Raw genomic sequence first — 25,250 nt, 5'->3', positions numbered from 1 at the left:
CGGGGGTGGTTTCGGCGTTAATTTTCGTCCCGGCAGATGTAGACTCAAATGACTTGACACCCCGACGGGCCTATAATGATGCTGATCCTTGTTATAAGGACTGTCCACCGGAGAGCTGTCGTGAAGCGAATATATTGTGCCCTGATGTTGCTGCTGGCGATGCCTGCCGCCGCCGAGATGACGCTGAAAGCCCGGCAGACGGTGGATGTGTACGGCTCCAGCGCACTGGAGCCGAACCTGGCGGACGTGGATTACAGCCTGTCCTGGCAACTGTCGGGACAGGAGGGCGAGCAGGGCTGCCTGCCGGCCCAGGTGCTGGTCTCGCTCACCGCCACCGTGACCGAGCCGCTGGAATGGCCGCAAACGCCGGACTGGCAAAACTACCGGCTGGCCCTCACCGCCTATGAGCGGCTGGTGCGGGAGCGGGCCCTGCTGGCGGCGGAATGGCTGGAGCGCTCCCTGTTCGAGCTAGCTCCCCAGCCGAGCTGCGATCAGCTGCGGCGGGTGGCGGACAACGTGGGCTACCACCAGTTGGAGATCGCCCAGACCCTGCTGCGGGACTTCCAGCAGCAAAACGACTATGGCCGCAACCTGGGGTTGATCCGTCCGGTGCAGTAATCACCTTCGGTGAAGCTGTATGCTTTAAGCTGCCCGGTGTTGAATGCTAAACAAGAGCCGCATTTGCAATAAATGCGGCCTGTGCAGGCACAACACCCAATTCACCGCCCACTCGAAACAACTTACGGCTTACAGCTTCATGTTAGCGGTTTTCCCTTTTGCAGCTTGCGCAGCCAGTGCCGGTTGGGATTGAGCGCGGCCAGCAGTTCCCGCGCCAGCGGATAGGGCTCGTCCAGCAACTGGGCGGCCAAAAGCTCCGCCAGCAACGGCGCCGAGCACATGCCCCTGGAGCCCAGCCCCGACAGCACATAGAGCCCCGGCCAGTCCGCCGCCAGCGGCAGGGCCTGGCAGGGTTTCTGGTGCATGCCGTTGTAGTGCTCCAGCTGGGTTTGCTTGTCCGGCGCGGCCCCGGCCAGGGGCAGGTGATCCCGGCAGGCGGCACGGATGCCCACCCGGCCGGCGCCGGCTGCGGCGGTCAGCCCCTGCAGGCTGGGCAGGGTGCGCACCAGCTTGTCCAGGTTGTCCCGTTCGTCCCCGGCTCTGTAGTCCAGGCCGGTCTGCTGGCGGCCGTAGCTGGCGCCGACGCAGTGCTGCCCCTGCCAGGCCGGGGTGAGGTAGCCTTCGTAGCAGACCACGGTCTTGAGCGGCGCCAGTTGCGGCGTCGTGGGTTGGTGGTTGACCTGGCCCCGCACCGGATACAGTGCCAGCCCTTCGGTCTGGGGCAGGGTGGTCAGCTCGTGGCCGTTGGCCAGCACCACATTGTCGGCATAAAAGTCGCCGCCGCTGGTGTTGAGGTGCCAGTGCCGGCCGTCATGGCTCAGCGCGCTAACCCGGGTATCGAAACGGCAGTCGAGCAGGCCGCTGCGCCCTGCCTCGGCCAGCAAGGCCCGGGTCAGTTCGAAGGGGCAGACCCAGCCGCCCAGCGGGTAGGCGACCCCGGTCTGGTTGGCTTCGATGCCGGTGAGGGTATTGACCTGCTCGGCCGTCAGGGGCTGTACCAGCTCGAGCGGGAAGTGGCTCGCGAGCAGCTTGTCGATTTTAGCGCTGCTTTTTTCATCGTGGGCCAGTTGCACCACGGTGCACCAGTCGTGGGCAAAGGGCTGGCGCCCTGCCAGGGCCGGCAAGGCCCGGCGCCCGTACAGGAAGGCCTGCAGATAAAACCGGCTGAGGCCGTCGTGCTCGCCGTTCAGCAGCGGATAGACGGCGCCCTGGCGGTTGCCCGAGGCGCCGGCGGCGGGTTCGGCGGCCTGTTCCAGCAGGGTCACCCGGTGGCCGCGGCGGGTCAGGGCCTGGGCCAGTGCGGCCCCGGCCACCCCGGCACCGACGATCAGGGTGTGGCCGCCCCGGCCGGGGCGGCGCCAGTACCAGGGCGTGGGGTAGGGCGCGCGGGCCTCCGGGCGGCGGTGCCCGGCCAGCATTTCCCGCTTGCGACCGAAGCCCTTGACCCGGGCCACCTCGAAGCCGGCCTCCCGCAGGCCGCGACGGACGAAGCCGGCGGCGGTAAAGGTGGCCAGGGTGGCGTCGTTCCTGGCCAGGCGGGCCAGTTCCCGGAACAGCTCGGGGGTCCACATCTCGGGGTTCTTGCCGGGAGCGAAGCCGTCCAGGTACCAGGCATCCACCTTGCCCGCCAGCCCGGCCTCCATCTGGGGCAGCAGCTCGGCCACGTCGCCCAGCCACAGATCCAGGCAGACATCCTCCGCCAGCCACAGCCGGTGGCAGCCGCTCACGGCCAGCGGATATTCAGCTAACAAACGTTCGCTTAAAGTGCTAAGCTCTGGCCACTGGCCCAGGGCCTGTTGCAGATCGGCGTGGGAAAGCGGGTATTTTTCCACACTGATAAAGTGCAGGCGCCGGGCGTTACCTTGCGGATATTGCCGACGATAGTCGATAAATGCCTGCCAGGTGGCCAGAAAGTTCAAGCCGGTGCCGAAGCCGGTTTCGGCCACCACGAACAGGGCGCGGTCGTGATCGATAAAGCGTTGCGGCAGGCCGTTCTGGCCCAGGAACACATAGCGGGTCTCGGCCAGGCCGTTGTCGTTGGAAAAATAGACATCGTCGAACGCGGCGGCGACCGGTGTGCCTTGGTCATTCCAGTCCAGGCGCGCGGTTGTAATGAAGTGGGGTGACACTGAACCTCCGGGGCCGTAAAAGCGGCCATTTTATGTGAAAGCAGACCAGTTTGACCATGTTTTGTGGTTAGAATTGGCGCCAAATCAAGACAGTAGGAAAGATAGATGAGAAGAGCAGTCATTACCGGTATCGGTGTGGTGTCCAGCATTGGCAACAATCAGGAAGAGGTTCTTGCCTCCCTCAAGGCGGGCCGCTCCGGTATCAGCTTCTCCCAGCAGTTTGCTGACTATAATCTGCGCAGCCAGGTATGGGGGAACATCAAACTGAACCCGGCCGAGCACATCGACCGCAAGGTCATGCGGTTTATGGGCGATGCCGCCGCCTTTGCCTATCTTTCCATGGAGCAGGCCATCGCCGACGCCGGACTGGACGAGTCCATGGTGTCCAACGAGCGTACCGGCCTGGTGGTGGGCTCCGGCGGCGCTTCTTCCAAGAACCAGATTGAAGCCTGCGACACCCTGCGGGAAAAAGGCGTGCGCCGGGTCGGCCCCTACATGGTGCCGCGCACCATGTCGTCCACCACTTCCGCCTGCCTGGCCACTCCCTTCAAGATCAAGGGTATCAACTACTCCATCAGCTCCGCCTGCGCCACCTCGGCCCACTGCATCGGCCACGCCCTGGAACAGATCCAGATGGGCAAGCAGGACATCGTCTTCGCCGGCGGCGGTGAAGAGGTGGACTGGACCCTGGCACTGCAGTTCGACGCCATGGGCGCCCTGTCCAGCAAGTACAACGAGAGCCCGGAGCTGGCCTCCCGCACCTACGACGCCGGTCGTGACGGCTTCGTCATCTCCGGTGGCGGCGGCATAGTGGTGGTGGAAGAGCTGGAGCACGCCCTCAAGCGCGGCGCCAAGATCTACGCCGAGATCACCGGCTACGGTGCCACCTCCGACGGTTACGACATGGTGGCCCCTTCCGGCGAGGGCGCGGTGCGCTGCATGAAGCAGGCCATGGCCACGGCGCCGGCGCCGGTGCAGTACGTCAACACCCACGGCACCTCCACCCCGGTGGGCGACGTCAAGGAGCTGGAGGCCATCCACAGCCTGTTCGGCACCGAGGCCCCCTACATCTCCGCCACCAAGGCGATGACCGGCCATGCCCTGGGCGCCGCCGGCGTGCACGAGGCGGTGTACTCGCTGCTGATGCTGGAGCACGGCTTTATCGCGCCCAGCATCAACATCACCGAGCTGGACGAGAAGGCCCAGGGCCTGCCCATCGTCACCGAATACCAGGAAGTCGAGCTGGACACCGTGATGTCCAACAGCTTCGGTTTCGGCGGCACCAACGCCAGCCTGGTGTTCAGCAAGTACAAGGGCTGATCGAACCACCCAGGTTGAAATGGACACCCAGGTTGAAATGTAAAAGGGCGCTTCGGCGCCCTTTTTGTTTTCCCTTTGGCACTGTGTTCAATAGTGGCCACCTCCGCGCAGGCGGAGGTCCATGAGAGATTGCACTGGACTCCCGCCTTCGCGGGAGTGACAACAGAGTAATCCGGAGGTTGGTCAGCGGTCTGCAATAGCGACGGCGTTCTTTCCGGCTATCTTCCCGCTCACAACTGCCGTCGATCCCAGCGGATAAAGCCCCAGGCACCGAGGGCGCCGAACAAAAAGCCCAGCAGGCTGCTGGCCAGGATATCGGCGGGCCAGTGCAGGCCCAGTAAAAGGCGGGAATAGCACACCGCCACCGCCCAGCCGGCCAGGGCGCCGACCAGCCAGGGCGAGGCGCGGCGGTAACCCAGCAACAGACAGAAGAACCCGGCGATGGTCATGGCGGCAATGGAATGGCCGGATGGGAAGGAGTAGTTCACTTCTTCCTGCCAGTGCAGCTTGAGCCAGCCGGGGATTTGCTGCTCCGATACCCGGCTCAGGCCTTCGGCCAGCCATTGTTCGCGTACCGACTCCCGTTGGGCATAGAAGCGGTCGCTGTCGATCTTGCCCTGCTCCTCCAGCCAGAGCACATAGGGCCTGGGCTCCTTGAAATACAGCTTGGCCAGGGTCTTGGTGACGAAGGCCCCGCCCAGGGCGGTCATCAGGCAGAGAAAGAACACCAGCAACTGGCCCGGGCGCCGCCGCCAGCGATGCAGGGTAAGGGCGCTCAGCAGCGCGAGCGCGATGGCGATACCGGCCTTGCCGACCGACAGCGTGAGGCCATAGGCCAGCAGTGCCGGCGGCTCGTCCAGATCCAGCAAGGGAAACCAGTGCCAGTGCCAGTGGTAACCCAGGCTGGCGAGCGCCACCGGCACGACCAGTATGGCCAGGACACCGAACAGTAACCGTAATGTCATCAGAGAACGCCGGTAAAGAGAAAGCGGCGAGTCTAGCAAAATGAAGAGGGCGATTACAGCTGAAGCCCGGGGCAACTCGGGGTACAATGTTCCGCCGTTCGAGGAGGTGTCTGATGAAATTGCTGGCCGATGAAAACATGCCGTTTGTGCAGGAATTGTTTGGTGACTGGGCCGAGGTCGAAACCTGCCCCGGCCGGAACATCAGCCCGGAGCAGTTGCAGGATGTGGATGTGCTGCTGGTCCGTTCCATTACCCGGGTGGACGAGACCCTGCTGGCCAAGGCCGGGCGCTTGTCCTTCGTAGGTACCGCCACCATCGGCTGTGACCACATCGATACCGCCCTGCTCGAGCGCAAGGGCATCGGCTTTGCCAGCGCACCGGGCTGCAACAAGGTCGCGGTAGGCGACTACCTGCTGGCGGCCCTGTTGCGGGTGGCGGCACACAAGGGCTGGCAGCTCGAGGGCCGGACCCTGGGCATTATCGGTGCCGGCAATACCGGCAGCGAAGTCGCCGGGCGAGCCCGGTCGCTGGGGATGAGGGTACTGTTGTGCGATCCGCCCAGGGCCGAACGGGATCCGGCGGATTTTGTCAGTTTTGAACAAGCCTTGAGCGCCGATATCGTCAGCTTCCATGTTCCGCTGAGTCGCGACGGTGCCCACCCCAGCTGGCACCTGCTGGATAGTCGAGCGATCGAGGGGCTGTCGTCCGAACAGGTGCTGATCAACGCCTGCCGGGGGGAAGTGTGGGACAACCAGGCCCTGCTGCAGCGGCAGTTGGGGCCGGCGCCGCTGACGCTGGTGATGGATGTGTGGGAGCACGAACCGGAGGTACTGGCCGCCCTGGTGCCCCATGTGCTGCTCGCGACACCCCATATCGCCGGCTACAGCCTGGAGGGCAAGGTGCGGGGCACCTTCGCCCTGTACCGGGCCTTGTGCGAACAGCAGGGCAAGGCGCTGGCCATGAGCCCGGAGCAGTTGTTGCCGGCGGCGCCGGTCAGTAGGGTGACCCTGGCGCAGCGGCCGGATCAGGTGTTGCTCGAGCGCCTGGTCCGCCTGGTTTATGATATCGAACAGGACGACGGCGCCTTTCGCCGGGCGCTGGGGCAACCCGGCTTTTTCGACCGGTTGCGCAAGGACTATCCGCAGCGGCGTGAGCTGGGTTCGCTGCAGCTCAGCGCGGCCGGCACGACGTTCGCGTCATTGGGATTTAAAGCCTGAGCCGCTCCGGCCGATAGAGCAGGTATCGATAAAGCGGATAGATAAGTTCCTATTGGCACTGTTTTTTTCTACACTTGTGCCATGGCGAGCCAAGACTGCCGGATGCTCCGGTGAAGAGTCAGGAAAAGGATACAAGATACGCAATGAGACGACTCAGACCCCACCTTTGTTCCGGTCTGGCCTTGTGGCTGGCCTGCTCCGCACCTTCCTTGGCGCAGGGCGAATTTTATATCGAACTGAGGGGACCCGAATCTTCCGCACCGGCGCAGAGCCCGCCGCCGGCGGCGCCGTCCCCCGTGGCCCAAGCCGTCCCGGCGCAGCCGCCGGCCGGACGTTATGGCCCCATCCGCAGCACCGATACCCTGTGGGCCATCGCCGCCCGCCATACCCAGGCGCCCGTTACCGTCCAGCAGACCATGGTGGCGCTTTATCATCTCAACCCCAATGCCTTTGTACGGGGCAATATCAACTACCTGCAGCGTGGCGCCACTCTGCGCCTGCCCACCCCCTCCCAGGCCCAGCAGCGTTCGCCCCGCGAAGCCGAGGCGGAATTCCGCCGCCTGAGCCAGCAAGGCAACCGCTCCGCGACCCGGGCGGCCACGGCACCGCGGCAAGAAGCGGCGGCCAGGCCAACGGCGGCCTCCGCGCCCCAACCGGCCACGCCCGCAGTGCCCAGGCCGGCCGCCCAGCCGCAGCCTGCCAGGCCCTCGCCGGCGGCGCCGGCCCAGGCCGCCAGCGCAACCGTGTTGAGCGCACCAAAACCGGCGACGGCTCCCGTGGTGGCGGCACCGGTTTCGACCACGGCGACAGCTCCGGGTAAAGCCGAGGCTGTGGCTGCCGCAGCGCCGGCGACCGCCCCGTCGCCGACGCCGGATCAGGCCGAGGAGCTGGCCTTGGCCCGGTTGCAGGCCCGGCTGATGGATGAACTGCGCGAGCAGGTGGCCATGTCCAACGAACAGCTGGCGGCGCTGGCCGACAATAACCAGGTGCTGCGTCAGCGCCTGAGCCAGCTAACGGCGGAAGTGGACGAGCTCAAGGTGGCGCGTGAAGGGGCAAGCCCTGCCACCGCCGCGTCTCCCGGCATCGGCCGCTGGCTCGACGAGCTGCTGAGCAACCCGCTCAACCTGGCCCTGGTGCTGACCCTGCCGGCGCTGCTGCTGCTGGCGCTCTTTACCCTGTGGTGGCGCAACAGGGTCAAGCGGGAGCTGGCCGAGCAGGAGCGGGAGCTGGCCGAGACGGCCATGATCGACGACGAACGCGATGAATTCGAGGAACTGTTCGCAGCGGATCCCGCCCCGGTGGCTGCCCCGTCCGAGCCGGCCACCGACCCCGAACTGTCCGCCGCCGAGCGGGATATTGACGAAGATGCCTTCGCCCGTTTCCTGGAAGAGCAGCAGCTGCAGGAAGAGCAGGAGGCCCTGCGCCAGCAGCCCCCGGCGCCGGAGGTGGTGCCGGAGCCGGAACCGGAACCCGAAGAAGATCTCTCGCAGATGCTGTTTGATGACGAAACCGCAGGGGGAGGGGACGCCAGGAACAAGGTGTCAAACGACGATATCGATGATCTGCTGTTTGATGCCAATCCGGCCGAGGTCGCCGGCGAGCCGGAAGGCGCCGGGCTGCCGGAGCCCGATCTGGCCGATGAGCCTTATGTTTCCGTCGAACAACTGATGGAAGAGGCGGAGCTCAGCGAAGGCCCCGAGCGCGACTACGAGCGCAAGCTGGAGCTGGAGCTGGATGAATATGCCGATGTGCTCGGCCAGGGGCGGGATATCGACATCGATCTGGACGAGGGCGGCATGGGCGCCAAGCTGGATCTGGCCCGGGCTTATATCGAAATCGAAGATATCGACAGCGCCCGGGATCTGCTCAACGAAGCGCTGGAAAAGGGCAACAGCGAGCAGCAGGCCGACGCCCGCAAACTGTTGCAGCGTCTGGCCAAACGATAATCCTGCCCACCCCGGCCTTACTCCGAGGCCGGTTCTTCAATTTGTTGTCGTAACAGGTATAATTGCCGTCCTTTTTGACCTTGGAACTGATTATGCGCATTGCCCTTGGCATCGAGTATGACGGCAGCCGCTATTATGGCTGGCAACGGCAACGGGAAGTTTCCAGCATCCAGGAAGAGGTGGAAAAAGCCCTTTCAAAAATCGCCGATCACCCGGTAGAGGTGCAGTGTGCCGGGCGCACCGATGCGGGCGTACACGGCACCGGCCAGGTGGTGCATTTCGACACCCGGGCCGAGCGCCAGCCCGGGGCCTGGACCCTGGGAATGAATGCCAACCTGCCAGCGGATATCGCGGTGCGCTGGGTCAAGCCGGTGAATGACGACTTCCACGCCCGCTTCAGCGCCACCGCCCGACGCTACCGCTATATTATTTTCAACCATAATATGCGGCCGGCCATTCATGGCCGAGGCGTCAGCCATTATGCCGGCCCGATCGACGCCGAAAAAATGCATGAGGCGGGCCAGTGCCTGCTGGGTGAACGGGATTTCAGCGCCTTTCGGGCGGTACAGTGCCAGTCGCGCAGCCCCTATCGCAACATCATGCACCTGACCGTCAAGCGCTACGGGCATTATGTGGTGCTCGACATCAAGGCCAATGCCTTTCTGCACCATATGGTGCGCAACATCACCGGCTCCCTGCTGGCGGTGGGCATGGGCCAGGCCGAGGCCGGCTGGGTGAAGGAAATACTGGAAGGACGGGATCGCAACCTGGCCGGGGTTACCGCCAAGGCGGGCGGACTCTATCTGGTGGAAGTGGATTACCCCGCCCATTTCGGCTTGCCGAGCCCGGTTCCCGGCCCCTTGTGGTTGCCCGATCACCTGATTGAATAGCGGTAAGACCAGTGTCTGTGGTACCAGTTTTTTATCAACCTGCATGCAGTTATATGGTTTAATGCCAGCCAGCAATGCGGTCGCCTGCCCCGGCAGGCGGCGGTCGGCAATCGGGGCTGTCAGGGGCCGGTCAAGGGTGTCGCCAGGCGGCGCAGGCCGATTGACAGTACCGGTTCAACCTGATCAAACTGCGTGATAACTATGCATTAACGCTAAGGATTTCCATGAGTTGGCTTGAGAAAATTCTCCCCAAGAATAAGAACATCGGTGTTCGTCGTCATAATATTCCGGAAGGGGTCTGGACCAAGTGCTCCAATTGCGAACAGGTGCTGTATCGTGCCGAGCTGGATCGCAATCTGGAAGTCTGCCCCAAGTGCGATCATCATATGCGCATCGGTGCCCGCATGCGTCTGGACAAGTTCCTGGATCAGGACGGCCGGGAAGAGCTGGGCGTCGAGCTGGAGCCCCAGGATGTGCTGAAATTCAAGGACTCCAAAAAATACAAGGACAGGATCAGCGCCGCCCAGAAAGCCAGCAATGAAAAAGATGCCATGGTGGTGATGAAGGGCACCCTGAGAGGACTGCCGGTGGTGGCCTGCGCCTTTGAATTTTCCTTTATGGGCGGCTCCATGGCCTCGGTGGTGGGGGCGCGTTTCGTCAAGGCGGTGGAAGCTTGCCTGGCGGAAAACCGGGCCCTGGTGTGCTTCTCCGCCTCCGGCGGCGCCCGCATGCAGGAAGCCCTGTTCTCCCTGATGCAGATGGCCAAGACCAGTGCCGCCCTCAATCGCCTGTCCCAGGCCGGGTTGCCCTTTATTTCGGTATTGACCGATCCGACCATGGGCGGGGTCTCCGCCAGCCTGGCCATGCTGGGTGACGTCAACGTGGGCGAACCCAAGGCCCTGATCGGCTTTGCCGGCCCCCGGGTCATCGAGCAGACGGTGCGCGAGAAGCTGCCCGAAGGCTTCCAGCGCAGCGAGTTCCTGCTGGAGCACGGCGCCATCGACATGATCATCGATCGTCGCGAAATGCGCGATCGCCTGGCAGGCCTGATCGGCAAGCTGATGAACCAGGAGCCGGCAGAGTTCTGATGAGCGCCGTGCGTGATCCCGTCTCAAACCGGTCCTTTGCGGACTGGCTTGCCTTGCTGGAAGGCCTGAACATCGCCCATATCGAGCTGGGACTCGAGCGGATGACTCTGGTGGCCGGGCGGCTTGGCCTGCTCCGTTTGCCCAGTCATGTCATTACCGTGGGCGGCACCAACGGCAAGGGCACCACCTGTGCGCTGCTGGAGTCCGTGCTGGCGGCCGGCGGCTACAGTGTCGGGGTCTACTCATCCCCGCATCTGCTCGACTACCGCGAGCGGGTAAGGATCCGGGGGACCAGCCCGGAGCCGGCCGATTTCTGTGCCGCCTTCACCGCGGTCGAGGCGGCCCGGGACGGGGTAGCCCTGACCTATTTCGAGTTCACGACCCTGGCCGCCCTCTGGCTGTTCCGGGAGGCGGCCCCCGATGTGGTGTTGCTGGAAGTCGGCCTGGGCGGGCGGCTGGATGCCACCAATGCGGTGGCGTCGGACCAGACCGTGATCACCACCGTTTCCCTGGATCACACCGACTGGCTGGGCTCGGATCGGGAAGCCATCGGCTATGAAAAGGCCGGTATTTTCCGTAGCGGCAAGCCGGCGGTATGCGGCGATCCGGCGCCGCCCGCCCGTTTGCTCGAACATGCACAGCGGCTGGGTACGCCGCTGGCTTGTACCGGGCGGGATTACCACTGGCAGCAACAGGACGGGCTCTGGTCCTTCCAGGGCCTGGGATGGCGGCTCGATGGCCTGCCGGTGCCGAGCCTGCCGTTGATGAACGCGGCCACCGCGCTGGCGACCCTGGCCCTGTCTCCCTTTAAACCGGGGGCCGAGGCGGTGGCATCCGGTTTGCGCCAGGCCCGGCTTGGCGGGCGCATGCAGCAGCTGGAGCCCCGGCTGTGGGTGGACGTGGCTCACAACCCCGAATCGGCGGCCTATCTCGCCAGCCGCCTGGCGGCGCTGCCGGTGTCCGGCCGGCGCCTGGCGGTGGTCGGCATGCTCAAGGACAAGGACATCGCCGCCAGCCTGGCGCCGCTGCGTCCCCTTATCGATGTCTGGTACCTGGCCGGCCTGGGAGGCCCCCGGGGCGCCAGCGCCGATGAACTGGCCCTGCAACAACCGGGCGGACACTGCTTCGCGTCGGTCGAGGCGGCGCTGCAGGCGGCACAAACAGCGTGTGGTGAACAGGATATCGTCATTGCCTTCGGCTCGTTTTACACTGTAGCCGAGGTATTGGCGAGCAAGACACAACAACCGGCAAGCGCATAAGAGGCTTCTTTGGCAACACAATTTCAGCATCGATTGGCAGGCACCGTGATCCTGGTGGCCCTGGGTATCATTTTTCTGCCCGATTTGTTGGATGGCAAACAACAGGGGACACCAGAAGAGGCGGTGAGCATCCCGCTGCGGCCCGAGCTTGAACCGGCCCGGCCCGCGGTGACGGCTCCGCCGACCACCGAGCTGGCCGTGCAGCCGGCGGCACCGGCCGCCAAGCCGGAAGTCTGGACGCTGGAAGAGGTGAAGGAGGCGCCGCCGGTGGCGCCCCAGCCCCAGGTCGCGGCGGCCCGCCCGGAGCCGGCACCGCAACCCGTTGCCCAGCCGGCACCGCAACCCGTTGCCCAGCCGGCGCCGCAGCCCGTTGCCCAGCCGGCGCCGCAACCCGCACCCCAGGTGGCCGCCCAGCCGACACCCAGACCGGCGCCGATCATCAAGCCGGCACCCATTATCCAGCCGGCGCCCATTATCCAGCCGGCACCGGCGCCGCAATCCGCGCCCGTAAGCCAGCAGGCCCAGCCCCAGGGCGGCAATTATATCGTGCAGTTGGGCGCCTTCCGCAGCGCGGACAACGTCAACGCCCTGGTCGCCAAGCTGCGTGCCGCCGGTTACCGGGCCCAGACCACCCCAGCGGTGCCGCGCCAGGGAGAGCTGAACCGGGTCTGGGTAGGCCCCGACAGTAAGGCCAGTCTGGAGCAACAGCTGGCGGCGCTGGAGCGGCTGACCGGTTTGAAAGGCTCGGTGCGACCTCAGTAAGCGCCGGACTCCAGGGCCCCGTTTGTTCGTGCAGGCGGGGCCCTGTTGTTTTGGAATGGAACAATAACGAGAGCATGGCAAGAAAAGGGATCGGTATGCAGGCAGATATCATGGTGATCGGGGCGGGCTCGGTGGGTCTGGCCGCGGGCTACCAGCTGGCCCGGCGCGGGGCGCGGGTGGTGCTGCTCGACGAGGGGGCGCCGCCCCATGCCCTGGGCTCGCACCACGGCAGCACCCGCCTTGTCCGCTACGCCTATGGCGAGGGTGCCCGCTATGTGCCCCTGCTGCTGCGCGCCCGCCGGCTCTGGCAGGAACTGGAAGCCGAAAGCGGCGAGTCGCTGTTGCTGCCCTGCGGCGTGCTGAACCTGGGCCGGGCCGACAGTCTCTTTATCCATCAGGTGGCGGCCAGTGCCCGGGAGTACGGCCTGGCGCTGGAGCAACTGGAGGGGGATGCCATCGGCCGGCGCTGGCCCGCCTGGCACCTGCCGGAGGGGCAGGGCGGGGCTTTCGAGCCAGAGGCGGGTGTGCTTTATTGCGAGCGGGCGTTGCTGGCCTATCGTCGCCTTGCCGAGCGGGCGGGCGCCCGGCTGCTCGAGCACAGCGCCGTGCGGGCGTTGAGCATGGATAGTGCGGGTGGGGTAACGGCCAGTACCGCACAGGGGGAAGTCCGTGCGGGCAAGGCGCTGATCTGCGCCGGCCAGCATAGCGCCCGCCTGCTCGCCGGGCTGGGGCTGAGCCTGCCGCTGACCCGGGTGCGCAAGACCTTCGCCTGGTACCGGGCCGACGAGGCGAGCATGGGCCCCGGGCGCTTTCCAGGCTTTTCCGCCGACGTGGCACAAGGCATCTACTACGGTTTCCCGACCCTGGATGGTGCCGGTTTCAAGCTCGGCCGCCACGACGGCGGCCAGCTTCTGGCACCGGGCGAGCCGCTGGCGCCTTTTGGCACCCTAGCGGAAGATCGGGAGGAGCTGGATAGCTTCGTGCACCGCTACCTGCCGCAGGTGGGCGACTTTATCGAAGGCAAGGCCTGTCACTATATCCGCACCCCGGACGAGGATTTTATTCTGGATCGGCACCCGGAGCACGAGCAGGTCTTTTTCGCCAGCGCCTGCTCGGGCCATGGCTTCAAATTCGCCAGCGTGCTGGGCGAGCTGTTCGCCCACTGGATGCTGGACGGCGAGCCCGGCTTCGAGCTGGCGCCCTTCCGCCTGGCCCGATTCGGGTAGGGTCTATCGCATACTCGCACCACCAGGGCTGGCAATGGTCGCAGGGTAGGACACCATCGGAGCTGTCCATTGACCCGGCCCTTGCCGGACAGCTCAGCCCCGCAACGCCTCCCACAAAAACCGGGCCTTGTACAGCCGGCGATGGATACCGCGCAACAGGGCGTTGTCCGGCTCCCTGAATCGCTCCCGCTCCCGGTCCAGGCGCCAGGCCATGCGCAGCGGGGTGCTGTACAGTCCGGTGGGATAATCCACATAGCTGGGGTACCAGGCATAGGTGGCGTATACCAGCGCGGCCAGGGGCAGGGGCCGGCCCCGGCGGCCGACCGGGTGCTGATCCCGGGTAAGGCCCCAACCGGCATAAAACGGCTGGCCCCACACGGTGACCGGCCTGCCGCGGATCAGCGCCTCCAGCCCGGTGAGGGACGTCAGGGTATGCACGGCGTCGCATTCGTCCAGGCAGGCCACAATGCCGGCCTGGGTTTCCACCAGATCGGCGCAGCAGGCCAGCACCGCTTCCGGCACCCGGCCCCGGCGATTGCCGCTCACCACATCCGGATGCGGCTTGAATACGATAAAGGCCTGGGGGTGGGCCGCGCGCACCGCCTGTAACAGGGCGGCGTTGCCCTGCACAAAGGGGCTGCCCAGCAGGATGGAGGCGTCGTCATCCACCTGGCCGGGCACCAGGATGATGGCCCGCGCGCCCGCCAGCTTCCGCCAGCCCAGTTCAACCTGGGTGCCGACGTTGTACTTGGTGAGCGCCCGGGCCTTGAAGTGGGCCATCAGCTGCTCGCCCTGGGCCAGCTCTTGCGGGCCGAACTCATGGCTGGCCAGATAATGCTCGATGGCGCTGGGCGTGCGCGGATCGTAATAGATGCCCTGGTTATCGATGACCAGGGAGCCCGGGCGGCGCAGATCAGAACCCAGCCCCACCGAGCGCAAAAAGCCGTCTTCCATCCGCCACACCGGCAGCGGGCAAGCGGCCAGCTCCCGCTCGAACTGGCGGCCCCACACCAGCACCGCCCCGGCAGGTCTCACCGCAGGATCCACCGCAGGGTCCACTTCAGTGGACCGTCCCGCCAACGGCGCGGTGGTTCGGTCGAATGAATTCGACCCTACGATGGTTGCACCGGTGTCCGCCGCAGGGTCCACTTCGGTGGACCTGTGTCGGTCGAATAAATCCGACCCGACGATGGTTGCACCGCTGTCCGCCGTAGGGTCCACTTCGGTGGAGCTGTGTCGGTCGAATAAATTCGGCCCTGCGGGCGGGCGGTCAACAAATTTCACCTGGCGCGCATAACGGCTTAAAAACCTCGGCGCAAAACGCCGTCGCCACAGCGAAAAACCCACCGCATACAGGGTATCCACCGGCGGCAGCGGCGGGCGCTGGGCCACAACCAGGTCCAGCAGCGCTTCCAGCTCGCAGCGCTCGCCTGTAATGGGGTCCACATAACGGCAATAACGCAGATAGGCCGCCGCCAGCAGCTGCGGCACAGTGCGCTTTACGCCGCGGCGCGGCACCGCCACCCGGTCGTCCGTGACCCCCCAGCCCGCATAAAAGGGCGCGCCAAAGCACACCACCGGCTTGCCGGCCAGCAGCGCCTCGAACCCCAGCTGGGAGGTAACGGTATACACCTTGTCCACCGCCGCCATCAGCGCAAAGGGATTGACGGTGTCGGCCAGCAGCAACACATCGTCTCCCGCCGCCCCGGTCAGATAGCCCCGTTTCTTGCCCAGCAGCACATCCGGATGAGTGCGGATGATCAACTGGGCGCCGGGGTTCTCGTCACGGGCGGCGGCCAGCATCTCCATAAAGGATTGCTCGCCCGCCAGCCCCAGGCGCACGGCCTGATCGCCCCGGGTCTGGTCCACCAGCAGCACCCGGGGGCGGGCGGCATCCAGCCGGGCCGCCACCGCCGGCGGCAGCCGATTATCGGGATAGCAGTTGTACTTGGTGATCCCCTGGCGGACCAGCCGCTCCCGCAGCTGCTCCGCCCGTTGCTGCCAGCTTTCATCCCACCATTCCAGCGACAGGAGCAGCAGCTCCAGCTGGCTGGGGCGGGTGGCATCGTAATACACGCCCACTTCGTCCACCATCAGTGAAAGCCGGGTGGCGCCGGATGCCGGGTGGCCGATATAGCCGACAAAGCCGTCTTCCAGCTGCCAGAAAGGCAGGCCCCGCCGTGCCGCCAGCCGGCGGGCACGCTCGGTATTGGGCTTCATGCCCCAGCCCACCACGGCCGAGGCCCCTGCCGCCGCCGGCCAGCCAATGGCGTGCGGAGCCAAAAACGCATTCAGCACCCGGCGCTGGCGCCAGATGCCCAAAGAAGTGGTTAACAGCATAAAAATCAAATAAGAACAGAATCGGGCCAATGTAGCAGAAGCCCAAAACCACGCCGACCCTTTTTTACTGCAGGCGGCCAAGATGGCACTGACAGGGCGAATGCAATGAGCAAAATATCACTCCACATAAACAGGGTAATCATGGGGGTATGTTACTGCGCAATGCGGACCGTCCTTGCTATTGGTTGAGCAATAACATGCTCACAGCCTTGCAAGCTAACCCAGCGCGGAGTCCGTGTACTCGGTGTTCAACAAGGCGCCGGGCAGCCATTTAACACAGGGATGTTCTGCGCAGTCTGGTTGCGCCGGCTGCAATTGTCGCTGGGTATCGGGACTGGGCTGGCCTCAGGGCTGTTGTGCGGCAGCCAGGCGGGCCGAGCGCCAGCCCCAGGCCCTTTTCCAGGCCCTTTTCCAGGCAGCTTTGCAGGTTGACCGTGGCCAGGTAGAAGTTGGCGGTATTGATCCGGGTCTGGCTCACCCAGACGAAGGCCAGGCCCCAGAACCCCATCAGCTTGAGCAGCGCCAGCGCCACCGACACCTCGGTCACCGGCCCCTCGGTGGGAATGCTGGCGGCGAGGAAAATGCCGGCCACGCCGTTGAGCACAAAGGTGAACACGTAGAAGGGCAGCCCGAAGTTGATGCGGGCATGGTCGTCGGCATCCTCCTGCCGGCCCAGGCGCGCATAGTCCCAGGTGTACATCATCAGAATCCACACCCCCATGAAGTAGCTGAAACAGCGCCACCAGCCGTCCGCCGGCGCCTCGCCTTGTGGCCCCAGCTCGAGCCAGGCGTGGCTGTAGCCATGGCTGTTGAGGGTCATCAGCACCGCCGCCAGGCCAAGGAGATAGAAGGGCAGCAGCACGCCGTTGAGCTTGTCCAGCCAGCGCTGCACGCTGCCCAGCACCAGGGGCACGCTGTAGAGCACCACCAGCAGGTAGGCCTGGTTCAGGCTGAGGGCGGGAAAGTAGCCCTGGATGGCCACGGCGATCACCGAGCCTTCGAACACCCCGTAATAGAGGGCGGTGGCGAAAAAGATCAGCGTGGCCAGGGCCGCCCCCGAGCGCCCCAGCAGGGTCTGGGAAAAGAGCCCCACCGACAGCCCGGTGCGGATGGCGTGGCGGCTGAGCACGGCGTTGATCAGGGCATAGCACAGGGTCGACAGGCCGAGCCCTATCAGGGTATTGAGGGTGCCGTAGTGGATGGCCAGGGTGGCAGCCACCACCAGCCAGAACATGGCGCTGCACACCGACCACCAGGCCATGGTGAGGCCGAAGCGGGACATGCGGGCCTAACCCCTGTTAAGCCCTTGTTAACCAAGGCAGCGTAAGGCAAGCCGGGGACGGAAAATTGCATCCGGGCGCACTCACCCTTGTCTTTCAGGGAAATGGACAGGACCTGGATGTGCGCCTGCAGACCCGGCGGCGTTGTCAGAACTCGTGCCCCCTGCCCTGGATACCCGCCTTCGCGAGCATGACGGTGTTGAAGTCACTCCCGTGTTCCCTTCCGTCACTCCCGGCATTTCCACCCGCTATTTGCACAAGCTGTTCCAGGGCCAGGAATTCAGCGTCGGCCAGTGGATCCGCGAACTCCGCCTGCAGGGCGCCGAGGCCGACATCCGCCGCGGCGGCCCCGGCCGTACCCTGGCCGATATCGCCTATAAATGGGGCTTCAACGACCAGGCCCACTTCTGCCGCAGCTTCAAGACCCGGTGCGGGCGTGTTGGGTCAGTCGCGCCGGTATAAGGCCTCTATGGTGCTGGAGCCCAGCGAGTGCGCCTTCACCATATAACCCACCAGGGCCCCGGAGGGATTGTCGGGCAAGTCCAGCGTTTGCGACAGGGCATGCAGGGTAAACTGGTAGCGATGGGTGCCATGCCCCTGGGGCGGGCAGGCGCCGCCGAAGCCCGGGCTGCCGTAGTCGTTGGCAGTCTGGAGGCTGCCGGCGGGGGCCAGCTGCTTGCCCGGGTCGCCGGCGCCAGCCGGGAGGGAGCGCACGTCCACGGGGATATTCACCAGTTGCCAGTGCCACCAGCCGCTGCCGGTCGGGGCGTCCGGATCATAGGCCAGGATGGCGAAGGCCCGGGTGCCTGGCGGGGTGCCGGACCAGGAAAGCTGGGGCGACAGGTTGCCGCCCGCGCAGCCGAAGCCCTGGAATTCCTGGGCGCTGGCCATAAACTCACCGGGCGCGATGTCGGTGCTGGTCAGCGTGAATTCCTCGGCCAGGGCCGGGCCGCAAGCCAGTGCGGCCAGCACCGCCAGGGAACATTTTTTTGCGTGAGTGAACATAAGAGCCTCCTGAAAACACCTTGGTGTGAGAGGCCGATCATAGGGGGGCATCCGGGCCCGGGTTAGCACCCAATCCTTCATTCATTCGCCCGTTTCAGTCATTCTGGTTTTTCTGAGCTCGGTCGGCGTAATGCCGAACAGCGACTTGAACTTGTCGGTAAAGCGAGACTGGGAATGATAGCCGCATTGCTCGGCAATCAGCCCGATGGGGCTGGCGGTGGTCTGCACCAAATGCAGCCCGTGGCCCAGTTTCACCCTGTCCTTGATGGCCTGCAGGCTGGTTCCCTCATGGGCCAGCTTCCTGCGCAGGGTGGACTCACTCATCGCCAGTGCAGCAGACACAAACGGCATGCCCACCTCTTCCGCCATCCGGCTGCCGATAAGGCACTGGACCCGGTACCCGAGGCTGGGCGGCGCGGCCAGGGCGGCCACTTCACGGTGGCCCAGGTGGTGAAGGGTGTGCAGGATTTCCCGGCGCCTCAGCCCCCACAGCGCGGGCGGGGCATAGGCCGACCATTCGATCAACTGCCTGAGCGCATCTGTCAGCAATGGCTGGAGGGGGCCCTGGAGATGCGTCCGGGCGCTGGCCCGGCGGCCGGTGAAGCCATCGAAGTCTTCCTGCTCAAATTCCAGCAGCAGGGCGAAATATTCCGCTCCGGCCGGAATGTTGCGCATGTCGATGCCGGGGCGGTTGGATAAAAAGACAAAGCTGCCCGCCGGGCAATGGGTCGTGCCCTGGCTGCCCAGCTGCTTGTGGCCGTTGAGCACACAAACCAGCAAGGGTTTGTTCACCGGCACATTGAGGATGTGCTGCTCCTGGCCGGACGAATACACCGAAAAGGGCAACGTAGAGTGCGCCTTTACGATGCGCTTTGCCGACCTGATCAATGCCTGCATACTACTCCCTCCTCGCCAGCAGTGCGCGCAGCGCAGCGGGCAGCTGCCGTTGCAGGCGTTCGGTCAGTTGCTGCTGGTGGCGCTGCCAGAGGATGCCGAGGCCCATCACGGCCAGGCCGATGGCGGTGAGGGCGAGGGGAAACAGCAGGCTGTCCGCGAACACCTCCCAGGCCAGCCAGCCCAGGTACCAGGCCAGGCCCAGGCCGCCCAGGGCGACGAATACCCGCCGGGCCAGCAGGGTGCCGGTGGCTATCATCAACAGGTTGACCAGCAAAAACAGCAGCCGCTCGCCGCCGCCGTTGTCGGTCAGCAGGCAGAGCCCGCCCCAGAAGGTAATGGCGCCGAACAGGTAAAGCCAGAAGGCGAAGTCCCGCCGGCTCTGGTTGCGGATGTCCACCCAAAAGGCCAGCAGCACCATCAATAACCCGAACCAGAGCGACACCCACTGGCGGAATTCCCAGTTGGCGACATCCCGGCCACCCAGCCACAGGCTCAGGTCCATGCTCATATACCAGAGGGTGGCGGCCAGGGGCAGCAGCAGAAAGGGCTGGCGATAGCGCCACAGCATCAGGGCGCCCACCGCCAGGGTGGCCAGCTCCAGGCTCAGCCAGCGGCCGTGGATGAGGCGGTGGTACTGACGGTAGTCCAGATCCGGATCCCACCAGCCCAGGGCAACTTGCAGGCCGTACACGGTGAGGGGTGTCAGGCAGATCACCAAGGCGGCGAGAATGCCGCTCGGCACCCACAGCCGCCGGCGCTGGAGCCCTTCGGCCAGCGCCAGGGCGGGCAGGGCATAGAGCAGGCCCAGCCCCACCAGGGCCCAGCCGCCGTACTGCTGCCAGCCCAGGGTCATAAAGAGGGTCATGGCGCCGATGGCGATAAGGCCGCCCAGGTAATAGAGGACATGGGCGAAGCGAAAGCCGGCGGGGGCCCCCTGCTCCAGAAACTGCCACAGGGGCGCCACCTGCTCCGCGTGCAGCAGGCCCCGGCGGGCCGCCTGCTCCAGTTGTTGGCGATCTATCTTCATGGGTCAGGCTCCCTTGCCCGGGGGTTGGAGATGGGCCAGCAGCCTGGCCAGGTCATTGTGGATATAGCGGCTGTCGATGCAGCTTGCCAGGTTGTCGTTGATAAAGCGGACAAAATTCGCCGCCGGGTAGGGCAGGCGGCGGTTGTTGTGGCACACCAGGTACCAGTGGCTGGTGAGCGGGAACTCGGGCAGCGCCGGGCGGCCCAGGCGGTGCTCGCCCTCCGCCAGGGTGTGCTCCGACAGCACCGCCAGGCCCAGGCCCTGCTCCACGCTCATGCGCACCACCTCGTTGCTCTCTATCTGCATCACCCGCTTCAACTGCAGGTTGTGGTTGCGCAGCCACTCCTCGAACACCAGCCGGGTGGCGCTGCCCGGCTCGCGCAGCAGAAAGCGCTCGCCCAGCAGGGCGGAAAAGTCCGCCGGCGGCCGGTGCACCGCCCAGTGGTCCGGCGGGGTGATCAGCACCAGCGGGTTGCGGATAAAGCGGCCGCTCAGGGTGTGCTCGCCGGCGGGCGGATGGCTGAACAGGTACAGGTCGTCCTGCTGGTGGCGGTGGCGATCCAGGATGTAGCCCCGGTTGCCCACGCTGATGGACACCTCCACCTCGGGAAAGCGGCGGTTAAAGGGCCCGAGCAGGCGCGGCAGTATGTATTTGGCGGTGGTCACCACCCCGATGCTGAAGCCGCCGCGGGTGCCCTGGCGGGCGTCCTGCAGAAAGCCGTTGAAGTCGTCGAAACGGGAGAGGGCGTCGAGGGCGGCGTGGTAGAGCTCGCTGCCCACGGCGGTGGGACGGAGGCGCCCTTCCCGGCTGTCGAGCAGGGGCTCGCCCACCGCCTCGGCCAGGCGTTTGAGCTGCTGCGACACGGTCGGCTGGGTCAGGTGCAACTGGGCGGCGGCGCGGGACACCGAGCCCAGCCGCACCACGACCACGTACACCTGCAGCAGGCGAAAGGTAAGGTGGCGTATGTTCATAGATGATTATCTATATTCGCTGTTATTAACATTTATTGGTAACTATATACCTTGATCCGCACAATGTCCGCCGCTGTATTCCTGGAGAGGCAATCAAGTCTGACAGGGCGCCGGAAGGAAACTGCTAAGCCGACCGTGACATGCCAGGGATGGCATGTCCGAGCCCCCATGGATGGGTTTCTGGCGAGTCGGCGTGTAGTTCCTTCCGGCGGCGAGCTCATGGTCTGACTTACTGCCCTGCTCAATTATCATGAGGATTTGTTATGCCGGATATCGTAGTGGCGTTTTTTGCGCTGGGAGTGGCGGCGGGGCTGGCCCGCTCGGATTTGAAGGTGCCCAAGGCGGCCTACGACACCCTCAGCATACTGCTGATGCTCACCATCGGCTTCAAGGGCGGGCTGGCGCTGCACGGCAACCTGCACTGGCGGCTGCTGCCCGAGCTGCTGGCGGTGGCCGCCCTGGGCGTGTTTATCCCGCTGCTGTGCTACCCGGTGGCGCGCAAGCTGCTCAGGCTCAACAGTGCCAACAGCGCCAGCATCGCCGCCCACTACGGCTCGGTCAGTGCCGGTACCTTCGCGGTGGCCCTGGCCTACGCCCAGAGCCTGCAACTGGAGATAGCCCCGCAAACCACCCTCTACCTGGTGTTGCTGGAGTTGCCGGCCATCATCGTCGCCATTTACCTGTACAAGACCCTGTCGGGGCAGGATACCGGCAGCAAGGCGGCGGTGTGGCACGAGGCGCTCACCAGCCGGGGCGTGGTGCTGCTCACCGGCGGGGTATTGATCGGCTACTTCTACGGCCCGGAGCAGGCGGCGCCGGTGAGCGATCTCTTTATCTCTGCCTTCAAGGGCCTGCTGGCGCTGTTCCTGCTGGAGATGGGACTGTGCACCGCCCAGGCGCTCACCCCGGTGCCCTGGCGGCGCTGGCCGGTGATGCTGTTCGCGCTGCTCGCCCCCCTGGTGCTGGCCGGCATCGGCATGGGAGCGGCCTGGCTGCTGGGGCTGCCGGCGGGTTCGGCACTGATTTTGGTGACCCTGGTGGCCAGCGCCTCCTACATCGCGGCCCCGGCCGCCATCGGCGCCGCCATCAAGGAGGCGGACATCGGCCTGGCCATGCTGGCGGCGCTGGCGGTGACCTTTCCCTTCAACGTGGTGGTGGGCATACCGCTCTATGCCCGCCTGCTGGCGGTGGGCTGAGCAGGAGTGGCCCTGTCCGGTGCGCTCGCCAGGACCGTGGGGGCGGATGGCGGCCCGGCGCACCCTGCGTCGGCCGCTATGCCCGGCGCCCCGGGCGGAGTCTGCCGCCGCTCCGGGCGGGAGAAGGAGTTACTTGGCGTTCAACACCTGCTGCCCGGAAGGCCGCGCCCGCATCCGTTCCAGATAGTGTTTCAGGGCGCCTGAGCCGATCAGCTCGCTGCCGATGGGCAGCTTGGCGACATAGTCCAGAATGGGGGTCAGCAGCGCGTCCGCCAGCGTGTAGTGCGGGCCGCAGATAAAGGGGGAATCCCCCAGCAGCGCGCCCAGTCGCCGCAGGGCCGCCCGCGCCGCCGGCAGCTTTTCCTCGACCAGATCCCGCCTCACCTTGCCGTCGGGGCCCTTGGGAAAGGCAAACTCCAGCACGATGTCCCGCAGCAGCGCCTGGTTGATGTAGAGTGCGATTTCTCCGCAGCGCTCGTCCACCCGTGCCCGCGCCATGGGATCGGCGGGTTGCAGGGCAGGTCCGGCGAAGCGGGCATCGAGATAGCGGCAGATGGTGTTGGTTTCAAACAGCGTCTGGCCTTCGTGAAACAGCACGGGCACCTTGCCATAGGGATGGAGCGCCAGGTGCTCGGGGCTCTTGAAGCCGATCTCCGTGCCCTGGGGGGCCATGCCGCAGCGGTAGGCAATGCCCTTCTCCTCGCAGCAGAGCATGATCGAGCGGGCAAAACTGCTGAACGTCGGCGCGAAAATGTAGACGTGGTTTTCCATAAGCGTGCTCCATGGGGTGATGAGACAGGCGCAGTCTGCGGCCTGGCCGCAGGTTTATCGGCTTGGCGTTACCCGGCTGACCGTCCCCGCTCAGGCGGTGGCCCGGGGGCTACCCCTGCTCCCGCAGCAGCAGGGCGATATGCTCGGGGTGGGTGGGTTTCTGGTAGAGGTAGCCCTGGGCTTCGTCGCAGCCCAGCTGCCTGAGCAGGTCGTTTTCCCGGGGTTGCTCCACCCCCTCGGCAATCACCCCGAGGCGGAGCAACTGGCCCATCTTCACCATCAGCTCCACCAGCCCCAGATCCTGCTCGCTCTCGGTCATGCGGCCGATGAAGCTGCGGTCTATCTTCAGCCGGTCTATCGGCAGCTCCTGCAGGTACTTCATGGAGGAATAGCCGGTGCCGAAGTCGTCCATGGCCACCTGCACGCCCCGGGCGCGCACGGCCTGCAGGGTGGCAATCAGGGCCTGGTGGTCCTCCATCATCATGGACTCGGTGATCTCCAGCTCCAGCAGCCCCGGCGTCATGCCGGTCTGGCCGATGACCCGGTCGAGGCTGTCGATAAAGCCCGGATCCTTGAGCTGGCGCACCGACACGTTCACCGCCACGCGCAGGGCCTGGCCGGTGTCCCGCTGCCAGGCCCGCTGCTGGCGGCAGGCCTGCTCCAGCACCCAGGCGCCGATGGGCACTATGCTGCCGGTGCTTTCCGCCACCGGGATAAAGGTGTCGGGCGGTATCAGGCGATCCTCGTTGTGCCAGCGCAGCAGCGCCTCGGCGCCGATGATGCGCCCGCTGCTCAGGCAAATCTGGGGCTGGTAGCTCAGGCTCAGCTCGTTGCGCTCCAGGGCGTGGCGCAGCCGGGTGGCGATCTGCAGCCGCTGGTGCAGGGCCTGCTCCAGGGTTTCGCCGAAGATGGCCAGGGCCCCGCGGTGATCGGCCTTGCACTTCTTGAGGGCGATGCCGGCATTTTGCAGCAGGGTCTTGGCGCTGCTGCCATGCTGCGGGTACATGGCCGCTCCCAGGGTCAGGGAAGCGGGAATGTCGTAGCCCTGCAGCCTGAAACCCTGCCGGAGGGAGTCGTTCAGGCGCTGGCTGATGGCCGTCATCTCCTCGGGCCGGCTCGCCGGCAGTATCAGGCCGAAGGTGTCGGAAGAGAGCCGGCCCAGGGAGCAGCGGCTGCCGAAGATGGTTTCCAGGTGGCGGGCCATGCGGATCAGGGTCAGGTCGCCCACCTGGTGGCCCAGGCCGTCGTTGACCGCCTGGAAGTTGTCGATGTCGGCCAGCAGCACCACAAAATCCTGCCCCAGGGTGATCTGCTTGCCCAGGGCATACATAAAGCCGGTGCGGTTAAGCACGCCGGTCAGGTGATCATTGAACGCCAGCTCCTCGATTTTTTCGAACAGGCTGGCATTGTCGTACCCCACCGATACATAAAGCCCGAACAGCTGCAGCAGGTGGCGCAGGGCGTCGCCGGGTTCGGTGGCGGTGGGCACCGCAAACACCAGCTCATCGCCCTGGGGGGTGTGGATATAGAGGGCGGCGAGGCGGGGGGAAAACTGCGCCTGGCGCCGGGCAAAGGCCTGCTCCACCTGCTCGCGCAGTGGCGCATCGTCCAGGGCGTCCAGGGCTTGCCCGCTGTGCCGGGCCCAGGCGCCCGCCGCCACCTCTATCATCAGGCGGCTCGGCTCGTCCTCCGCCCGCCGGCACAGCAACCCCTGGGCCTCGCTGTGCAGCAGCCGGCCGAGCTGGCGCAATACGCTGGCCGAAAACCGCCCCGTCTGCCGGGCGCCGAACAGCTCGGCCGCCCCCTGGACGATGTGCTCCAGCCCCTGGCGGTGGGCTTCGAGCTGTTCCTGCTGGTGGTAGCCGCGTAGGGCGGTGGTGACGGCGGTGATCAGGTGGGTGCTGGTCAGTTCGTTCTTTTGCTTGTAGTCGTTGATGTCGTAATCGCGCACGACTTTCAGCTCGGGAGCGTAACCGGGCTGGCCGGTGCGCAGTATGATGCGGCTGCCATGTTCGCCGAGCTCTTCCCGGATAAAGCCGATAAGCTCGAGCCCGGCCTGCTCCGACTCCATCACCACGTCCAGCAGGATGCAGGCGAAGCGGGGCTGCTGTTGCAGTATGTCGCGGGCTTGCCGGGCCGAGTAGGCGCTGGTGAAGGCCAGTGGCCGGCCCAGCAGTTCAACCCCCGAGAGGGCAAAGCGGGTGGCGGCATGCACCTGCTGCTCGTCGTCGACGATCAAAATGCGCCAGGGCGCCGGCAAAGGAGCAGGCCCGGCGCCGGTATCCAGCTCTTCCGGTGCGAATTCAAAGACGTCGTGATCCGATCCTGATGGCATCCTGGTC

Annotated in this window: 21 protein-coding genes; 11 read left to right on the top strand and 10 right to left on the bottom strand. The window is 65.5% G+C overall.

The features are described 5' to 3' along the window. Window positions 1-120: 120 nt before the first annotated feature. Entirely contained in the window at window positions 121-618 is a 498-nt protein-coding gene (locus JKV55_RS11045) for a DUF922 domain-containing protein (RefSeq protein WP_369409642.1), read from the top strand. A 137-nt stretch (window positions 619-755) separates the two neighbouring features. Here JKV55_RS11045 and mnmC read toward each other — a convergent pair whose 3' ends face one another. Next, the gene (mnmC, locus tag JKV55_RS11040; RefSeq protein WP_202085218.1) at window positions 756-2,747 is read right to left on the bottom strand and encodes a bifunctional tRNA (5-methylaminomethyl-2-thiouridine)(34)-methyltransferase MnmC2/FAD-dependent 5-carboxymethylaminomethyl-2-thiouridine(34) oxidoreductase MnmC1; all 1,992 of its coding nucleotides are present in this window, start codon (window positions 2,745-2,747) and stop codon (window positions 756-758) included. A gap of 105 nt (window positions 2,748-2,852) precedes the next feature. Between mnmC and fabB the strand changes: the two genes are divergently transcribed. Continuing rightward, entirely contained in the window at window positions 2,853-4,067 is a 1,215-nt protein-coding gene (gene fabB / locus JKV55_RS11035; RefSeq protein ID WP_202085216.1) for a beta-ketoacyl-ACP synthase I, read from the top strand. A gap of 230 nt (window positions 4,068-4,297) precedes the next feature. Here the strand turns inward: fabB and JKV55_RS11030 are convergent, their stop codons facing one another. After that, complete coding sequence (locus tag JKV55_RS11030; RefSeq protein WP_202085214.1) at window positions 4,298-5,032, bottom strand: phosphatase PAP2 family protein; 735 nt, start codon at window positions 5,030-5,032, stop codon at window positions 4,298-4,300. Between the two features lie 113 nt (window positions 5,033-5,145). Between JKV55_RS11030 and JKV55_RS11025 the strand changes: the two genes are divergently transcribed. From JKV55_RS11025 to solA, 7 genes are all read left to right on the top strand, one after another. Next, window positions 5,146-6,249, top strand: a complete 1,104-nt coding sequence (locus JKV55_RS11025) for a 4-phosphoerythronate dehydrogenase (RefSeq protein WP_202085212.1) — start codon at window positions 5,146-5,148, stop codon at window positions 6,247-6,249. A 143-nt stretch (window positions 6,250-6,392) separates the two neighbouring features. Next, on the top strand, window positions 6,393-8,195 hold the full coding sequence (locus tag JKV55_RS11020; protein WP_202085211.1) for a FimV/HubP family polar landmark protein: 1,803 nt from the start codon (window positions 6,393-6,395) through the stop codon (window positions 8,193-8,195). 92 nt (window positions 8,196-8,287) lie between these two features. Continuing rightward, window positions 8,288-9,085 (top strand): tRNA pseudouridine(38-40) synthase TruA, encoded by a 798-nt coding sequence (truA, locus tag JKV55_RS11015; protein WP_202085209.1) that lies wholly within the window; start codon window positions 8,288-8,290, stop codon window positions 9,083-9,085. 224 nt (window positions 9,086-9,309) lie between these two features. Beyond that, the gene (gene accD / locus JKV55_RS11010) at window positions 9,310-10,173 is read left to right on the top strand and encodes an acetyl-CoA carboxylase, carboxyltransferase subunit beta (protein WP_202085207.1); all 864 of its coding nucleotides are present in this window, start codon (window positions 9,310-9,312) and stop codon (window positions 10,171-10,173) included. Then, window positions 10,173-11,432, top strand: coding sequence for a bifunctional tetrahydrofolate synthase/dihydrofolate synthase (gene folC, locus JKV55_RS11005; protein WP_202085205.1), 1,260 nt, complete (start codon window positions 10,173-10,175; stop codon window positions 11,430-11,432). Before accD ends, folC begins: the two co-directional genes overlap by 1 nt. A 9-nt stretch (window positions 11,433-11,441) precedes the next feature. Continuing rightward, entirely contained in the window at window positions 11,442-12,194 is a 753-nt protein-coding gene (dedD, locus tag JKV55_RS11000; RefSeq protein WP_202085197.1) for a cell division protein DedD, read from the top strand. 95 nt (window positions 12,195-12,289) lie between these two features. After that, window positions 12,290-13,420 carry an N-methyl-L-tryptophan oxidase gene (gene solA, locus JKV55_RS10995; RefSeq protein WP_202085195.1) on the top strand — a complete coding sequence of 377 codons (1,131 nt, stop codon included), beginning with the start codon at window positions 12,290-12,292 and terminating at the stop codon, window positions 13,418-13,420. Between the two features lie 93 nt (window positions 13,421-13,513). Here the strand turns inward: solA and JKV55_RS19980 are convergent, their stop codons facing one another. Both JKV55_RS19980 and JKV55_RS10985 read right to left on the bottom strand, forming a co-directional pair. Continuing rightward, on the bottom strand, window positions 13,514-15,760 hold the full coding sequence (locus JKV55_RS19980) for a capsule polysaccharide biogenesis protein (protein ID WP_237332825.1): 2,247 nt from the start codon (window positions 15,758-15,760) through the stop codon (window positions 13,514-13,516). A 271-nt stretch (window positions 15,761-16,031) separates the two neighbouring features. After that, a complete protein-coding gene (locus JKV55_RS10985; protein ID WP_202085193.1) occupies window positions 16,032-17,042 on the bottom strand; it encodes a purine-cytosine permease family protein in 1,011 nt (336 codons plus the stop codon). Window positions 17,043-17,184: 142 nt separating this feature from the next. Here JKV55_RS10985 and JKV55_RS10980 point away from each other — a divergent pair, with 142 nt between their 5' ends. Next, complete coding sequence (locus tag JKV55_RS10980; protein WP_237332824.1) at window positions 17,185-17,502, top strand: helix-turn-helix transcriptional regulator; 318 nt, start codon at window positions 17,185-17,187, stop codon at window positions 17,500-17,502. On the opposite strand, the gene JKV55_RS10975 is transcribed toward JKV55_RS10980, so the two are convergent. The 4 genes from JKV55_RS10975 to JKV55_RS10960 form a co-directional block, all read right to left on the bottom strand. After that, window positions 17,485-18,045, bottom strand: a complete 561-nt coding sequence (locus JKV55_RS10975) for a YbhB/YbcL family Raf kinase inhibitor-like protein (RefSeq protein WP_202085191.1) — start codon at window positions 18,043-18,045, stop codon at window positions 17,485-17,487. The genes JKV55_RS10980 and JKV55_RS10975 overlap by 18 nt on opposite strands. Window positions 18,046-18,126: 81 nt before the next feature. Continuing rightward, window positions 18,127-18,942, bottom strand: coding sequence for a helix-turn-helix transcriptional regulator (locus tag JKV55_RS10970; RefSeq protein WP_202085189.1), 816 nt, complete (start codon window positions 18,940-18,942; stop codon window positions 18,127-18,129). 1 nt (window position 18,943) lies between these two features. Continuing rightward, on the bottom strand, window positions 18,944-19,969 hold the full coding sequence (locus JKV55_RS10965) for a DUF2157 domain-containing protein (protein ID WP_202085187.1): 1,026 nt from the start codon (window positions 19,967-19,969) through the stop codon (window positions 18,944-18,946). Between the two features lie 3 nt (window positions 19,970-19,972). After that, a complete protein-coding gene (locus JKV55_RS10960; protein WP_202085185.1) occupies window positions 19,973-20,941 on the bottom strand; it encodes a LysR family transcriptional regulator in 969 nt (322 codons plus the stop codon). Window positions 20,942-21,204: 263 nt separating this feature from the next. On the opposite strand from JKV55_RS10960, the gene JKV55_RS10955 reads away from it, so the two are divergent. Beyond that, entirely contained in the window at window positions 21,205-22,137 is a 933-nt protein-coding gene (locus JKV55_RS10955; RefSeq protein WP_202085183.1) for a sodium-dependent bicarbonate transport family permease, read from the top strand. 129 nt (window positions 22,138-22,266) lie between these two features. Here JKV55_RS10955 and JKV55_RS10950 read toward each other — a convergent pair whose 3' ends face one another. Further along, window positions 22,267-22,908, bottom strand: coding sequence for a glutathione S-transferase family protein (locus JKV55_RS10950; RefSeq protein WP_202085181.1), 642 nt, complete (start codon window positions 22,906-22,908; stop codon window positions 22,267-22,269). A 109-nt stretch (window positions 22,909-23,017) separates the two neighbouring features. Next, window positions 23,018-25,243 carry a putative bifunctional diguanylate cyclase/phosphodiesterase gene (locus JKV55_RS10945; RefSeq protein WP_202085179.1) on the bottom strand — a complete coding sequence of 742 codons (2,226 nt, stop codon included), beginning with the start codon at window positions 25,241-25,243 and terminating at the stop codon, window positions 23,018-23,020. Window positions 25,244-25,250: the final 7 nt, after the last annotated feature.

It is taken from the genome of Zobellella iuensis, assembly GCF_016746085.1.
GTDB classification, from domain to species: Bacteria; Pseudomonadota; Gammaproteobacteria; order Enterobacterales; family Aeromonadaceae; genus Oceanimonas; species Oceanimonas iuensis.
Note: the sequence above shows the minus strand (reverse complement) of the source record. Positions and strands in the feature narration are given on the sequence as shown.